Origin of the sequence: Caballeronia ptereochthonis, assembly GCF_001545075.1 — a bacterium.
Taxonomy (GTDB): Bacteria; Pseudomonadota; Gammaproteobacteria; order Burkholderiales; family Burkholderiaceae; genus Caballeronia; species Caballeronia ptereochthonis.
Genome location: NZ_FCOB02000018.1, coordinates 154535 through 170386, shown reverse-complemented (window position 1 = coordinate 170386; position 15852 = coordinate 154535). Strand labels below are relative to the sequence as shown.

Genomic DNA, 15852 nt, shown 5'->3' with positions numbered 1-15852 from the left:
CCATTGGCGGCGCGAACTCCAATCGGAATGGAAGCCCAACTGCCGCCCCGCAGATCGTGGCCGCGACATTCCCTCTCAGGTACTGGTGGCAAGTAGGCAAACAGCTTTCCGCTATTTTCGGAGCAGTCAGCCATCCATTGAGTCGCATTGCCCAGCATGTCATACAGCCCCCACGGATTGGGCTGAAACGAACCTGCTGGTGAGGTCCAAAGAAAGTGGTCATCGCAGGGTGCAACTGGGTAATCCGGGCCTAGCGCCATTGCTGTTTCATCGCGAGCGTTCTCGTAACGGCACTGGTCCTGCCTGCTGCTCCCCCAATACATCGGCGTGCTCGTGCCTGCGCGCGCGGCGTATTCCCATTCCTCTTGAGTCGGCAACCGGTATCGATGTGCGGTCTTTTCAGCGAGTTTCTTATTCAGCCATTCGATGTATTGCTGTACGTCATTCCATGACACGCACACGACCGGATCATCATCGGTCTGAGGGAAGCCGGGGTTCTCCCAGTCTGCGTCAGAAACGAAATCCCAATCCGTCCGCTTGAATGTCATGCAGCCTTTGCCGTTAAAACCCGTCTCCTTTGCAAAGACGGCGAACTGCTTCCTGGTGACATGAAAGCGACCGAGCGCGAATGACTTCACGCGCACGGAATGTGGTGGACCTTCTACGATGAGTTCCAACTGATACTTTTTGGAATCGCCTTCAAAATCGTCTTTGGTCGCGCCCATTATGTATTGGCCCGCTGGCAGGACGACCATCTCGGAGCAGTCCTCGCAATCCTTAAAGGTAGCCAGTGGCGCCGTTGTCTTCGCTGAGACTGACCATGTAGTCAATGCAGCGAGGAAGGCGAACTGAATCAACATCCAGTTCCGGTGTCGTTTGGTCACCTGTTCTCCATTGGTTTTAGAAAGAGTGTCTAGCGTGTTCGTCACTGCATGTCTTCGTGGCCAAGTGCCCCAAGCTTTGACGCCAAGTCCACCCGCGCATCGTTCCAGTCTGCAAGCGCCTGAATCCGCCGCTGCTTTGCGTTGGCTAATGCGGTCTGCGTGGCCAGCAATTCAAGAATGTTTCCCACGCCGGCGTTGTACCGACGCCGGGCCCCTTCCCACGAACGCTCTGCAATCGCCAACAGATTTGCGCTGTTCTCTGTGTTTCGCGTCGCGCCCGTCAGCGTCTGATAGCTCCTCCAGACATCCAGGGCGACCTGCCTTCGTGTGCCATCGAGCACGTCCTCTTGCCGTTCAGCCTGCGCGACGGCCTGATGGATCTGGTAGTACCGCCCGAACCCTTCGAACAGGGGGAAACTCACTTGCACGCCGATATAGGCGTCATGTCCTGTGGCCGGATAAGTCGGCATACCCAGCCCAAGGCTTTGCGGCTGGTTGTTCCGGCTGTATTTACCCACCAGACTCACGCTTGGCAGTCCCTGCGCGCGTGTCTGCGTCACCTTCGCGAGCGATGCGTCGTACTGCGCCTGTGCGGCCCGCACGGAGGGGTGCGACGCTCGTACAGCGGCCATCATCTGCTCGACTGAATCACCGAACGTCTTGCTCGTGATCGCATCGGTGGTGACCGGTGGCACCTCTAGCAAAGCGTCCGGATCGAGGTCCATGTCGGAGGCCAGCGTACCCAACGCGTTTCGAAGTTCGCTCTCGGCTTTGGTCAGGCCGAATAGCACCTGCTCATGCTGCGTCTGCGCCTGAAGCGCATCCGTAACGGGCGCGATACCCTTGTCGACACGCGCTTGCGCTGCGATCATGCTCCGGCGCGTCATGTCTTCGACTTCAGCGGCCGCTGCCAATGCACCTACGGCCGTCTGTGCCGCGTAATAGTCTTTGGCCGCCGCGGCGAATACTTCCTGCAGCGTGGCGTCTTGTGTCGCACGCGCCGCTTCGAGCAGGGAGCGGGCGTTCCTGAGCCCCGCTTCGCGTCCACCAAAGTCGTAGAGCAGCCAGTTCAGGCTCACGCTCTCCGAATGCACCGTCGAAGCGATATCTGAACCGAGCAGCGGATGATTGTCGACATCGATCCTTGACTTGTCGCGCACACCTTGCCACGTTGCCGAGAGCGTCGGAAGATAGGCGGCACGCGCGACGCCCACAGCCGCCGCCTGCGCCTTCACGTCGGCCCATCGCGCGCGCGTCTTGGGATTGCTGCACAGTGCGCGCTCCACGACCTCCCGAAGCTGCAACGGTCGTGCTGGAAGTGTGCCGAATGCGCATACGCCTACCATCGCTCCAGCCGGGGTGGCGGAGATGCCCTGTTCGACGCGCAGCACGTCGATCGCATGCGCCGTGCCGGCCGACACGGCGAGTGTGATCGCCGCAAGACGGCGAACCTGCTTTCTAGCGCTCACGCATGCTCTCCCGCGCCGTCTGCAAAAGCGGATCGAGGAAATAGCCGATCACACTGCGCGTGCCCGTGCGAATATCCGCCGTGACCGCCATGCCCGGCGTGAGGGTGATCCAGCGCTTGTCGACGCGAATGCGATTCGCCTCCAGACGAATTCGTACCGGAAAGGTCGCCCCACGTTTTTTGTCCTGCACGGCGTTATTCGAAACGTCCGTGATCGTGCCGTTCAGATATCCGTACCGCATATACGGAAACGCCTCGATCTTCACCGCTGCGCGCTGGCCGACCTCGACAAAGCCAACATCCTTGTTGTCGAGTCGCGCTTCGACCTCCAGCGCATCATCCGGCACGATCTCCATCAACGGTTGCGCCGTCGTCACGACGCCACCCAATGTATGCACGGAGAGTTGCTGCACCGTGCCCGCGACCGGCGCTGTCAGGCTCAGAAGTGCTTGCCGCGTCTGCGCCTTGGTCTCATCGGCCTGGCTCTGCCTGACCTGCTGCATCGCCTTCTCCAGCGCGTCGAGTTGATCGCGACGGAACTTCGAAGTGATCGCCTCCATCTGCGCCCGCTGTACCGCGATAGCCGCCGTCAGCTCACCCGCATGGCTGCGTTGCACCTTCAATTCGTATTCCTTGTCGAGCGCGCCTTGCTCTTTGTCGAGAAAATCGTTACGTGCGACATATCGATCTGCGACCAGCCCGCGATAAGCGTCCGCCTGCTGACGCGCAAGCGGCGCCATTTCCGCCAGCTTGGCGATCTGCGCGCGGGTGCTTGCAAGTGCAGCTTCGCGCTTGAGCAACTCGGCCTGCTCCCCGTTGTAGCGGTCTTGATATTCAAGCCATGCGCCCTCTGCAAGGCGCTGTGCCTCTCGCGCTCGATCCGTCGGCGCATCGTTCACCACGACCACTACCGGCGCGCGGTTGTCGCGCTGCGCTGCCAGCAGGGCGGCGGCGCGTGCGGCGGCCAGTTGCGCATCGAGGCGCGCAGAACGCGCCTTGTCCGCGTCGGCTGCTGCCTGCGTCGTGTCGAGTTTCATTAGCAGTTGACCGCTTTTTACGCGATCACCGTCACGAACCCGAATCTCGCGGACCACGCCCGTAATGGCAGGCTGAATGACTTTCACGCGCGCGTCAGGGATGAACTGCCCATTCGCCGTGACCACGATGTCGAGACGCCCGACGAGCGCGACGAGTAACACAATGGCCGCGAGCAAGACAAGAATCCGCATCGCCCAGCGCGGCGCTGGATGAACCGGCGTTTCCAGCAGCTCCAGTTCAGCCGGCAGAAATGCGAGTTGATCGGCATCGCGCAACGGGCGTTCGAGTTCCTTGCGCATATCCCAAACCGCGCGCCATGCATCCGCATGGCGTTTCATCAGATCGTGCAGGGCCTGTAGTTTCATCGATCGTGTCATCAGGCGGCGTCCTGCAGAGAAACGAGATGCGCATATAAGCCGCCGTGCGCCAACAGGGAGTCATGATTGCCGTGCTCCACGATGCGCCCGCGATCCATCGCGATGATTCCGTGCGCGTGGCGCACCGCGCTCAGACGATGCGCGATGATGATGACCGTGCGTCCCGCGCAGATCATCCTCATGTTCTCGCGGATGACACGCTCGGTTTCGAAATCGAGCGCACTGGTCGCCTCGTCGAAAATCAGGATGCGCGGGTCGTTCAGCAGGGCGCGGGCGATGGCCAGCCGCTGGCGCTGCCCGCCCGAGAGGTTGCTGCCGTGCTCGCCAACGACCGTGTCATATCCTTCGGGCAGCTCGCAGATGAACTGATGCGCGCCCGCCAGCGTTGCCGCATGGATCACGGCCTCCAGCGGCGCTCCGGGATCGGTGAGAGCAATGTTCTCGCGCACGGTGCGGTTGAACAGCAAGTTCTCCTGCAGCACTACGCCGATCTGTCTGCGCAGCCAGGCGGGATCGGCGAGCGCAAGATCGACACCGTCGATGCGCACCGTTCCTTGTTCGGGCAGATAGAGTCGCTGCAACAGCTTGGTGAGCGTGCTTTTGCCCGACCCTGAACGCCCCACGATGCCGATCACCTGTCCCGCGCCAATCTTCATCGACACGCCATCGATGATGAGCGGCCCGTCCGCTCGATAGCGGAAGCGGATATTCTCAAACGCGATTTCGCCGCGAATCGCCGGTAACGCCTGCCGGCTTTGCGGCAACTCGGAGCGCGTATTCAGGATGTCGCCGAGGCGTTGCATCGAGATGCCGATCTGCTGGAAGTCCTGCCACAACTGGGCGAGGCGCAGCACCGGTCCACTCACGCGCTGCGCCATCATGTTGAAAGCGACGAGCTCGCCAACGGAGAGCTGGCCGTCGATCACGAAGCGCGCACCGAAGAACAGCGTGCCGAGCGAAACCAGCTTGCCGACCAGTTGAATCAACTGCTGGCCGATATTACCGAGCTGGCTCACGCGAAAGCCTGCGCTGACGTAAGCCGCGAGCTGCGACTCCCAGCGGCGGATGAACTGCGGCTCGACCGCCATCGCCTTGAGCGTCTCGACGCCCGAGACGGACTCGACCAGAAACGACTGGCTGTCCGCGCCGCGCGCAAATTTCTCGTTCAGCCTCGCACGAAAAGCCGGCATCAGCCCGCCGGAGATTACCGCGTAGAGCGGCAGGGAAGCCACCACGAGCAGCGTCAGCCAGACGCTGTACACACACATCACGGCGATGAAAACGACCGAGAACATCAGGTCGATGAATGCGGTCAGCGCCTGGCCTGTGAGGAAGTTGCGAATGTTTTCCAGTTCGCGGACACGCGCCACAGTGTCACCCACGCGCCGCGCGCCAAAGTAGCCGAGCGGCAGCGCGACGAGATGCCGGAACAACCGGGCGCCGAGCTCGACATCGATGCGGTTCGTCGTGTGGGAGAACACGTAGTTCCGAAGCCCCGTTAGCAAGACCTCGAAGATCGAACTCACCAGCAGCGCGACACACACGACGTTTAGCGTGCTGTAGGTGCGATTCACCAGCACCTTGTCCATGACCACCTGAAACATCAGCGGCGATACCAGGCCGAAGAGTTGCAGGACCAGCGACACGCCCAGCACTTCGAGCAGTAGTACGCGGTAGCGGACGATGGCGGGAATGAACCATGAGAAGTCGAAGCGCGCCAACTCGCCAGCGAGCGATGCACGCGACGCAAACAAGATCATCCGCCCGTCGGATCGCGCAATCACTTCGTCTAAAGGTTCGATCTTCGGAGCAACGGCACCGGGTTCCAGCACCAAGCCGGTTTTTCCATCCGTTTTGGCGAGGATCACATGACGCCCCTCGCGACCCAAAACGAGTGCGGGCATAGGCACAGTGCCGAGCGTCGCCGGACGAAGCGCAACGGTTCGAGCCTTAAGTCCAAGCGTACGGGCTGCACGGACCAAGTCCTTGTCGGTGAACCGGCCCTTGTCGTTCGCCGCCTGATGTTTCAACTGAGCGGCATCAGCGGCGATGTCGTGAAACCGCGCGATAATAATTAATGCTGCAATTCCCGGATCATCCTCGGTTGACGCAGACTCCATTTCCTTACTTTTTAACATTCGAGAAACTTACTCTTATTGCCTATGGGGATGCTTTTATCGGTCGCATATTGGAAATCCGGGCGCGGCCTTAACACCAACCGAATATCAACGATATGCGTTTCCGCTTCGGATTCAAGCGGTTTCGAATATCGTTCAGGGCGCGGACACGCAGGAGAAGTGGCCTGACATATCCGATATTCGCGCGCTACCACGAACGGTCGCACAGTAGCGCTTGCTCGGCGGGCGAAACTTAAAGGGGGTTTATTTCAAGAGAAATGGGGATAAACCTTTAGGCCAAAAACACTGACAATCGGCAGTCTTTAAAATTTTTAATTCTCTTAAAATCAAGAAGCGGTGTTGTCATTCATGTTTTCGGCTCCGGCGCGTGATGCGTCGGAACAGGCCTGGAAACCTCACAGCCAGGAAATAGCCGCTCGCGACGCCGACCCAATATGTGCGTCTAGAACTGCTCGATCATCCCCACCTGCACACCGCGAACCGGCGCTCCCGGATATGCCGCCGGAATCCCGGCGACGTTCACCCCGCGAAGCGTGAACGTCGCGTCGCCGCGATTGCGCAGCATCGCACCGCTCGCGTAGAGCAGTAGCTTCGGCGACACATCGTATTCGCACGCCACGCTGAACTGGTCTGCATCGTCGTCGCCGCCCGACCGGTCGCGCGCGTACGTGTAACCGAGCGAAGCCCTCAGGCGCGACGAAACCGCATAACGCATCGATACGGAAAGGCCATCGTCGTGATATCGCGGCGAGCCGCCGTCGCCGTTGAAGAAGGCAACGAATGCAGTCGCCTTGCCGACGCGATACGACACGCCGCCGAGATTCGAGCGCAATGCCCCGCTGCCGTTCGTCTGCTGATGCGCATAGGAGATGCGAAACGGTCCGTTGTGATAGGCGAATGTCTCGTAGGAACCGGACAGTCCATTGCCGTCGCCGCTGTCGCGCAACGCGAGCATGAGCGTCGTCGAGAACCCGTGGATGTCGGGCGAAAGCCAGGCGATGCCGTTATCCGTATAAGGCGTGATCTTCGACAGGTTGTTGAGACCCGACGCGATGGTGCCCGCGCCGAACGCATCGAGTTGCCCCTTGAAGGGAATATAGATCGGCGAATACTGACGACCCATGCGAACTTCGCCCCAGGGCGCGCCGAGACCGATCCACGCCTGGCGGTTGAAGATGGTGTTGGCCGTGGCGAACGTGCCGTCGGCGGAACTGAAGCCGCTCTCCAGATCGAACAGAAGGCGCGTGTCCGAACTCAGCGGCTCCGCGCCGCGCAAGCCGAATCGGGAACCGCGATACGCGCCCGAGTCCATGCGCGGCGTCCACGACGAACCGGGATTGGTGACCTCGATGCTGGTGTCGATCGTTCCATAGAGTGTGACGACGCTTTGCGCATGAACCGCCGCTGCAAAACCGCCGCATGCGATCGACGCGGCCAGGAGCACGCCGCGTCTCGTGGCGCGCCGATCAGAAAGAAATGTCGGACGCATGAATCCTTGGGCGGATGTATCGATCCACCGCGATCAGGCTTGAGTTGTTATTCGAATGAAAGCGGCGGCACGCATGACGGCTGCCGACGCCGCCCGCCATGATAACCGCCGCTCGGGGAATCAGGGCTTCAGCGCATACGCGATGAACACGAGCCCGCATAGTCAATCGTTTGCCTGAATCGCCGCGTTACCGCCGCCTGTCGCTCACAGCAAGGGAAGCTTCGCCCTGATGTGCGCCGCGAAAGCCGCGGTCAGGGGCGACGGACGCCCGCGCTCGAATTTCAGCGAAATGCCGACGCTCGGCAACGCCGGAAGCTCCGGATCCGCATCGAGCACGCAAAGATCCGGCGGCACCGCGGTCCGCGTGATGACGGCGAACGCCTGTCCCGAACGAACGAGCGCGGTAAGACCCGCGAGACTGCTGCTCGCATAAGCGATGCGGTAAGCCCTGCCCGCGCGCTTCAGCACGTCGCAGGCCGCGGTGTGATCGAGCGTATCGGGGTCGGAGAGCGCCAGCGGCAAGGGATCGAAGTGCGCGGCGTCCATCCCCGGGTAGCCGATCCACACCAGTTGCTCGCGTCGAATGACGTCGACGTTCGGGGCGGCTTCGGGCAACGAGATCATCGCGAGATCCAGCGCACGCATGTCCAGTTGTTCGAGCAGTCTCGGCGTAGGCCCGCACACGACCTCGACGAGCGCATGCGGATGCCGGCTCGAGAACTGCCGCAGCAGCGAAGGCAAAAAGACGGCGGCATAATCGTCCGGACAGCCGAAGCGGATGTTGCCCGACAGCCCCTTGCCGCACAGATCGGCCATCGCCTCGTCGTGCAGGCGCAGAATGCGCTGGGCGTGGACGAGCAGCCGCTCGCCGGGGTTCGTCAGCACGACCCCGCGCCCGGTGCGCCGAAACAAGGGTTGATCGACGATTTCCTCGAGCCGCTTCATCTGCTGACTCAGCGCGGATTGGGTCCGGCCGATCCGTTCGGCCGCGCGGCTCAGCGCCCGCACTTCGGCGATGACGGCAAACGAGCGCAACAGATCGATCTCAAGCGAAAGGCTCAAGATATTAGCCCCTCTTCTGGCCGGCATTAGAACTATTCGTTTCTATAAAACCAGAGGGCCGTCTAGACTGCAAGTTCTTTCCATCATTCGCCGGGAGAAGCACCGTGTCCCTGAACAACGACGCAGGCTTTTGGCGCAACGCCCAAGAACATCTGATTCGCTACGGCGCCACGTTCCAGCCGATGATCATCGAGCGCGCCCAGGGAAGCTTCGTCTATGACGCGGACAGCCGCGCGATCCTGGATTTCACTTCGGGACAGATGAGCGCGGTGCTGGGTCACAGCCATCCGGAAATCGTCTCGGTCATAAGCGAATACGCCGGCAAGCTGGACCATCTCTTCAGCGGCATGCTCTCGCGGCCGGTAGTGGACCTGGCCACCCGTCTGGCCGAAATCTCGCCCGACGGCCTCGACCGGGCACTGCTGCTCAGCACCGGCGCGGAGTCGAACGAGGCCGCCATCCGCATGGCGAAGCTCGTCACCGGAGGATACGAAGTCGTCGGCTTTGCCCAGTCGTGGCACGGCATGACGGGCCATGCGGCATCCGCGACGTACAGCGCCGGGCGCAAGGGCGTCGGTCCCGCGGCCGTCGGTTCATTCGCGATTCCCGCGCCCTTTACGTATCGGCCGCAGTTCGAGCGCAACGGCAAGTACGACTACCTCGCGGAACTGGACTACGCGTTCGATCTCGTCGATCGCCAGTCGAGCGGCAATCTCGCGGCTTTCATTGCGGAGCCGATCCTGAGCTCCGGCGGGATCATCGAGCTTCCGGAAGGCTATATGGCGGCACTCAAGCGCAAGTGCGAGGAGCGCGGCATGCTGTTGATCCTCGACGAGGCGCAGACCGGCATCGGGCGCACGGGCACGATGTTCGCCTGCCAGCGCGACGGCGTCACGCCCGACATTCTCACGCTCTCGAAGACGCTGGGCGCCGGCCTGCCACTCGCGGCCGTGTTGACTTCCGCGGAAATCGAGGAGCGCGCGCATGAACGGGGCTATCTGTTCTATACGACGCACGTGTCCGATCCGCTTCCCGCGGCGGTCGGCCTGCGCGTGCTGGACGTGGTCGAGCGCGAGGGGCTGGTCGCGCGTGCGGGCGTGATGAGCGAGCGGCTCAGGCGGGGCCTGCTGGATCTGATGGAGCGCTTCGACTGCATCGGCGACGTGCGCGGACGAGGCTTGCTGCTGGGCGTGGAGATCGTGAAGGACCGCCGCACGAAAGAGCCTGCCGATGGATTGGGCGCGAAGATCACGCGCGAGTGCATGAATCTCGGGCTCAGCATGAACATCGTCCAGTTGCCCGGCATGGGCGGCGTGTTCCGGATCGCGCCGCCGCTGACCGTGAGCGAGGACGAGATCGATCTGGGTCTCGAGTTGCTCGGCAAGGCGATAGAGCGGTCGCTTTGACTTCGCCGCTTGCAGCGAACTGACCGCGTCAGTTCGCATCCCCTTCGAAGCGCGCCTGCAATTCCGCGAACGACGCGATGCTCCCGAGCAGCGCGCTCGCCGCGACCGTCGGCGGACTCGCGAGCCACACTTTTCCCGGACCCGAGCGGCCAGGAAAGTTTCGATTGGTCGCGCTGATGCTCACCTGCGCCGCATCCGTCGACGATCCCGGTCCGCAGTTCGCGCACGCACCGCACGATGGCTGAAGCAGAATCGCGCCGACGCGTTCGAAGGCCTCGACATAGCCTCGCGCGGTGCAATAGTCGCGCACGTCCTGCGTGCCGAATTGCAGATACAGCTTCACGCCATCCGGCACGCGAAGCCCGCGCGCCGCCGCCCACGAGAGCACTTGGTGGTAGTGATCGAAGTCCTCACGCTTGCCCGCCGTGCAGGAGCCGCCATACGCGATGTCGATGCGCGGCCTTTCATCGAGTGCCTGAAGCGCGACGCCATTGCCCGGATCGCCGGGCGCGGCGAGCATCGGCGTGAGTCGCGCGCAATCGATGCCGATCACATCGGCATAGCGCGCGCCCTCGTCGCTTCGCATCCACGGTTCGATCGTGAAGTCGATGCCGCGACGTTCCTTCAGGAAGCGCACTGTCTCTTCATCCGGCGCGACGATGCCGGTGAAGCCGCCGAGCTCCGCCGTCATGTTGGTGAGCGTCGTGCGCTCGTCGGTGGAGAGGCTCGCGATGGCCGTGCCCGCGAACTCGAATACCTTGCCCACGCCCACACCTGCGCGAATCCGCGCGTCCGCGAGCAGATGCAGCACGATGTCCTTCGCCGTCACGCCCGCGGGAATCGGCCCATGCAGTTCGATCCGCAACGATTGCGGCACGGTCATGCGTACCGCGCCCGTGACGAACGCGTTGGCCATGTCGGTCGTGCCGACGCCGAAGGCCACGCAGCCCAGCGCGCCGCTATGCGGCGTATGCGAATCCGTGCCCGCCACGATCTGACCCGGCAACGCATAACGCTCGGCCATCATCGCGTGCGAGATGCCTTCCGAGCCTTCGTCGATGCCGCTGTTCGCTTCGTTCAGATAGCCGTGATTGCGCACGCCATAGTCGCGCGCGAACGCCCGATGCGCCTCCGACAACTCGCGCACGTTCGGCAGCAAGCCGTTCTTCACATGCAGTTCGCTTCGATGCGAATACGACAGATGATCCTCGAACGCGAGCATGCCGTGCGGGTCGCGAAGCGTCAAAGGACGTCCGAACGTCGCGTGCAGCATGTGCGCGGCCATGCCGGTGTAGTACTCGTGGATGAAGCGCCAGTCCGCGCGCACGAAGACGCCGCTGCCCGGCTCCAGTGAGGCGCCCGTCGCATCGGTCGTCAGTGCGCGGCGCGCGAGTATCTTTTCGACGAGCGTGCGCGGCGTAGCGTCGTTCGTGACCTGACCGACGCTCACGCGCCGCATGTGCGACTGCCCGTATCGCAACAGGCCGCCGCTCTTGAGAATCGCCGCCGCCAGCGGATCGCGATCGGCGACGAGTTCCTCCACATCGATCGCCTCTCCGCGCCGGATGCGCTCGATGAGCCCGAAATCCGTCGACGTGAAAAGCCCCAGATTGTCCGCGTTCTGCCGGTAGATGCGCTCGAAGCTGCGGGCGATGACGAGGCGGATGCCCGCGTGATATTCCGCGAGCGGACTGTGCTCGCGCGACGAGCCCTTGCCGTAGCGATTGCCCGCGACCGTCACCTGAAAGCGCCCGGCGCGAACCGCGTCGTGGCCGACCGGATTGCGGCCGCCCGCATGAAAGCCGACATACGGACACTGACCGAGGCGCTCGTCGAAGCGCGTGAGCACGCTGATCGGCGTGATCTCGTCGGTGGAAACGTCGTCGCGCAACGCGCCGGCGTCGTCGGGCGACAAATCCTCGCCCGCAAGCTGACGCTCGACTTTCGCCGGGTCCGCGCAAAGAAACAGCATCCGCCCGCTTATATCCAGTCTGGCCATCGCATTCTCCCTGGCCGCCAATCTAGACGCAAAGCCGTGCCGCCGCGAAGTGTTCGTTCGGCAAAAGGGCCATCGCGAGATGCGATGTCAGCGTTTACCCTCGGAACCGGTCAGCGTATCGATCAGCGCCTGCACGGCCTTCAGCCGCGAGGACTTGCGCGGCGCATGCACGCGCAGGCAACGGCCGCTGCCCCAGGTCTCGCGCAACGGCACGCGCGCGAAATTGCGCGATCCCGCGAACGCGGAAGCCGCGCTCGTCGGCACGATGCCGATGCCGAGCCCGGCCTCCACCATGCGGCATTGCGCGTCGAAGCTGTTGACGGTCACCGTCACGTTGAGCGCCGCGCGCGCGGCCTCGGCGTGCTCCTTGAGCGTCTGATCGAGCGATCCGCCCGCCTGCAATGCGACGAGCGGAAAGCGGATCGCTTCCGCGAAGCTCAACGCGGCCGCCGAGGCGAGTTCGTGATCGGGCGGCAGCACGACCATCAGCGGATCGTTGGCGAAGTGCCACGATTCCAGACCTGCGGGCGTTTTCGTGCTCGCCGATATGCCGACGTCCGCGCGATCGTCGAGACAGGCGCGGATGACTTCGTCGCTGATCTGCTCGGTCAGCGCGATGTCAACCAGCGGATAGCGCGCGTTGAACGACCTCAGCCGCTCGGGCAGAAAGCCCACGATCGCCGATGCGTTCGCATGCAGCCGCACGACGCCCGCGATCTGGCCGCTCATCGACCGGACCTCGCGCGCCATGCGTTCGAGCTGGCCATGAATGGAGCGCGCGCTGGAATAGGCGTGCTGGCCCGCTTCGGTCAGTTGCACGCCCGACGGCGAGCGAATCAGCAGCGCCGCGCCGATGGCCGATTCCAGATCCGCGATGCGCCTGCTCAAGGCCGAAGGCGCGATGTGATTGCGGCTCGCGGCGCGCGCGATCGATCCTTCCTCGACGACCGAGATGAAGAGCTCAAGACTGTAGGGATCGATTCTCATCGCCTCTCGACTATCGTCCGCCGACCAGCGACGTGATGATCGCATACGCGGCCTTCACACGTTCGTCGTTCGGTATGTTCCTGTTCGCCAGCATGACGATGCCCACGCGCTCCTTCGGCACGAACGCGACATACGCGCCGAAGCCGTTGGTCGAGCCGGTCTTGTTGATCCAGACGTCGTCGCGCGGCGCTTGCGGCGGTTCGATCGCGGTGACGGGCGTCGCGTTCAGGATCATCGACTGCGAGTTTCCATCCAGCAGCGACTGCAATGCGACCGGATACGGATACTGCTCCCAGATCAGGTCCTGCGTCAGCGGGCCGGCGTGGAAGTAGCCCGTGTGCGTCGCGATGACCGCGCGCTGGAACGGCGGATCGATGCGCACCATGTTCATGTTGATTTGCATGAAGCGCGTCATGTCGTCTGCCGTCGATCTCACGCCATAGGCCTCGGAAGACAGCACGCCGCCCTTCATGCGGATCGGCGCGTCGTCCTTCCCATAGCCTTGAGCATAATCGCGCTGCTTCGCGGCGGGCACGTCGACATAGCTGTGCTTCAGGCCGAGCGCGGGAAAGAGGCGCGTCTGCATCAGCGCGTCGAAATCCTGCCGCATGCTCTTCGCGGTGATCAGACCGAGCGCCCCGATGCCGGGATTCGCGTAGGTGCGGATCGTTCCGGGCGGCTGCGCCGGGCGCCACGATTTGAAGTACCGCAGCAACTGGTCGTTGTCGTGAACGTCGTCGGGCACTTGCAGCGGCAGGCCGCCGGGCGTGTGCGTGCCCAGATTCAGGAGCGTCACCTTGCCGAATTCGCTTCCCGCCAGCGACGGCAGATGTCTGCTCACCGGATCGTTCAGCGAGAGATCGCCTTCGAGCTGCGCGTACGAGGCCAGCGTCGCGGTAAAGGTCTTGCTGATCGAGCCGAGCTCGAACAGCGTATCGCGCGTCACGGGCTGCTTCGTTTCCTTCGACGCCACGCCGTAATCGAACACATACGGCCTGCCTTGCACGACGACGCCCACCGCCATGCCCGCGATGCCGTGCAGCGCCATCATCGGCTTGATCGTGTCATCGACCGTCTTCCTGATCCTCGCGTCGTCGGCATCGGCCGCGTGGGCGGCGACGGATATCGCGCCAAAAGAAAAAATGGCTGCCGCCAGAAAACTCAGCGTACGAAACTTCATGGGTGTCGATCCTTCGCCTGGTTGCCGTGATTGGACTGAAGCGAAATATCCGCTCTTTCAGCCGCTTCGACAATCGAGGATAATTTGCCGCAGGCAAAAGAAAATCTTGTGCGAGCCATGCGCCCTCATCTTCCGCTGAATGCACTGCGCGCGTTCGAAGCCTCGGCGCGGCACCTGAGCTTCACGCGCGCCGCGCAGGAGCTGAACGTCACGCAGGCGGCCGTCAGCCAGCAGGTGCGCGCGCTGGAGGAACGGCTCGGCACGCCGCTCTTCAGGCGTCTGCCGCGCGGGCTCGGCGTCACCGACGAAGGCCGCGCGCTCCTGCCCGTGCTGAGCGATGCCTTCGGCCGCATCGAAGCCGTGCTCAAGCAATTCGAGGGCGGTCATTTTCATGAGGTGCTGACAGTGGGCGTCGTCGGCACGTTCGCAGTCGGCTGGCTGATGCCTCGGCTGAAGGCGTTTCGCGAAACGCATCCGTTCGTCGAGTTGCGGCTGCTCACGCATAACAATCTCGTCGATCCGGCTTCCGAGGGTCTCGACTTCGCGATCCGCTTCGGCGCGGGCATCTGGCCCGCGACGCACAACGCGCCGTTGCTCGACGCGCCGCTCGCCGTGCTGTGCGCACCCGACATCGCGCGACGCCTCGGCACGCCGTCCGATCTCGCGAACGAAGTGCTGTTGCGCTCCTATCGCGCGGACGACTGGATGAACTGGTTCGATGCCGCCGGCCTCGACGCGTGGACCATGAACGGCCCCGTGTTCGATTCGTCGCGCCTGATGGTGGAAGCTGCGGTGCAAGGCGCGGGCGTCGCGCTCGCGCCGCCGCGCATGTTCGTGCGCGAGCTGCAGGCGGGGCTGCTCGTGCGCCCCTTCGATATCGAGGTGAAGACCGGAAGCTACTGGCTCACGTGGCTCAGGTCGCGGCGCCTGTCTCCCGGCATGCGGCTGTTCCGCGACTGGATCATCGCGGAGGCAGCCGCGGCGCCCTGATTCGGACTCGATGGCGCGCCTGCGCGTCGCTCCGGTGATCAGCCGATGGCGCGTCGCGACGTGATGCCGCCGTCTACCGTGATGATCGTGCCCGACGTGTACGCCGATCGGTCCGACGCGAGGTAGACGAACAGGTCCGCGATTTCATCGACGGTCGCGGCTCGGCCGAGCGGGTAGTTCGCCAGCAAATCGCCTGAGCGTGACGCATCGCCGAAGCGCGCCTTGGCCCGCACGCTCAGCACCTTGCGGATGCGCTCGGTGTCGACGGGGCCGGGATTCACGCCCACGACGCGAATGCCGTCGTCGGCAAGACTGCGGCCGCCCAATGCGCGCGTGAACGCCATCAAGGCTGCGTTGCCCGTCGTCCCGGCGATATAGTCGAAGTCGAAGTTCTCGCCGCCGTTGCCGATGTTGTTCAGGATCACGCCACCGCCGCGCGCCTTCATGCGCGGATAGATCGCGCGCGTCAGATTGATGTAGCCGAAGACCTTCAGCTCCCAGCCCTTACGCCACGCGTCTTCGTTCACGTCCCACAGCGTGCCGCCGGGAATGCCGCCCGCGTTGTTCACGAGCACGTCGATATCGCCCGCGAATTCGGCGATCCGGTCGATCTCGCCCGGCGCCGTCATGTCGAGCGCGAGCGTCTCCGCGCGCTCGCCGGACAGCGCCGCCGCACGTTCCGCGAGCGCGGCGAGCTTGTCCGCCGAGCGCGCGACGAGCTTCAACGCGCAGCCTTCGCGCGCGAATGCGAGCGCGAGCCCTTCGCCGATGCCCTGCGACGCGCCCGTGATCAGCACGCGCCTGCCCTTCAGGTTCAGTTCCATGTGCGCTTCC

12 protein-coding genes are annotated in these 15852 nt (G+C 63.4%); 2 read left to right on the top strand and 10 right to left on the bottom strand.

Annotated features, from left to right (window positions below):
* From AWB83_RS20175 to AWB83_RS20150, 6 genes are all read right to left on the bottom strand, one after another.
* A partial coding sequence (locus AWB83_RS20175) for a formylglycine-generating enzyme family protein (RefSeq protein WP_143750080.1) occupies positions 1-884 on the bottom strand: 884 nt, incomplete at its 3' end.
* 41 nt (positions 885-925) lie between these two features.
* Positions 926-2353, bottom strand: a complete 1428-nt coding sequence (locus tag AWB83_RS20170; RefSeq protein WP_087047380.1) for a TolC family protein — start codon at positions 2351-2353, stop codon at positions 926-928.
* A complete protein-coding gene (locus tag AWB83_RS20165; protein ID WP_244197811.1) occupies positions 2343-3755 on the bottom strand; it encodes an HlyD family type I secretion periplasmic adaptor subunit in 1413 nt (470 codons plus the stop codon). Before AWB83_RS20165 ends, AWB83_RS20170 begins: the two co-directional genes overlap by 11 nt.
* 11 nt (positions 3756-3766) lie before the next feature.
* A complete protein-coding gene (locus AWB83_RS20160; protein ID WP_159463065.1) occupies positions 3767-5887 on the bottom strand; it encodes a type I secretion system permease/ATPase in 2121 nt (706 codons plus the stop codon).
* Positions 5888-6347: 460 nt separating this feature from the next.
* Complete coding sequence (locus AWB83_RS20155) at positions 6348-7394, bottom strand: porin (RefSeq protein WP_087047377.1); 1047 nt, start codon at positions 7392-7394, stop codon at positions 6348-6350.
* A gap of 204 nt (positions 7395-7598) precedes the next feature.
* A complete protein-coding gene (locus tag AWB83_RS20150; protein WP_208636776.1) occupies positions 7599-8483 on the bottom strand; it encodes a LysR substrate-binding domain-containing protein in 885 nt (294 codons plus the stop codon).
* 77 nt (positions 8484-8560) lie between these two features.
* On the opposite strand from AWB83_RS20150, the gene AWB83_RS20145 reads away from it, so the two are divergent.
* Positions 8561-9862, top strand: coding sequence for an aspartate aminotransferase family protein (locus AWB83_RS20145; RefSeq protein WP_087047375.1), 1302 nt, complete (start codon positions 8561-8563; stop codon positions 9860-9862).
* Positions 9863-9890: 28 nt separating this feature from the next.
* On the opposite strand, the gene AWB83_RS20140 is transcribed toward AWB83_RS20145, so the two are convergent.
* The 3 genes from AWB83_RS20140 to ampC form a co-directional block, all read right to left on the bottom strand.
* Positions 9891-11861 (bottom strand): aconitase family protein, encoded by a 1971-nt coding sequence (locus AWB83_RS20140; RefSeq protein ID WP_087047374.1) that lies wholly within the window; start codon positions 11859-11861, stop codon positions 9891-9893.
* Between the two features lie 87 nt (positions 11862-11948).
* A complete protein-coding gene (locus AWB83_RS20135) occupies positions 11949-12848 on the bottom strand; it encodes a LysR family transcriptional regulator (protein WP_087047373.1) in 900 nt (299 codons plus the stop codon).
* Positions 12849-12858: 10 nt separating this feature from the next.
* On the bottom strand, positions 12859-14028 hold the full coding sequence (gene ampC / locus AWB83_RS20130; protein ID WP_087047372.1) for a class C beta-lactamase: 1170 nt from the start codon (positions 14026-14028) through the stop codon (positions 12859-12861).
* Positions 14029-14136: 108 nt separating this feature from the next.
* On the opposite strand from ampC, the gene AWB83_RS20125 reads away from it, so the two are divergent.
* Positions 14137-15018 carry a LysR substrate-binding domain-containing protein gene (locus AWB83_RS20125; RefSeq protein WP_087047395.1) on the top strand — a complete coding sequence of 294 codons (882 nt, stop codon included), beginning with the start codon at positions 14137-14139 and terminating at the stop codon, positions 15016-15018.
* 38 nt (positions 15019-15056) lie between these two features.
* On the opposite strand, the gene AWB83_RS20120 is transcribed toward AWB83_RS20125, so the two are convergent.
* The gene (locus tag AWB83_RS20120) at positions 15057-15842 is read right to left on the bottom strand and encodes an SDR family oxidoreductase (RefSeq protein ID WP_087047371.1); all 786 of its coding nucleotides are present in this window, start codon (positions 15840-15842) and stop codon (positions 15057-15059) included.
* Positions 15843-15852: the final 10 nt, after the last annotated feature.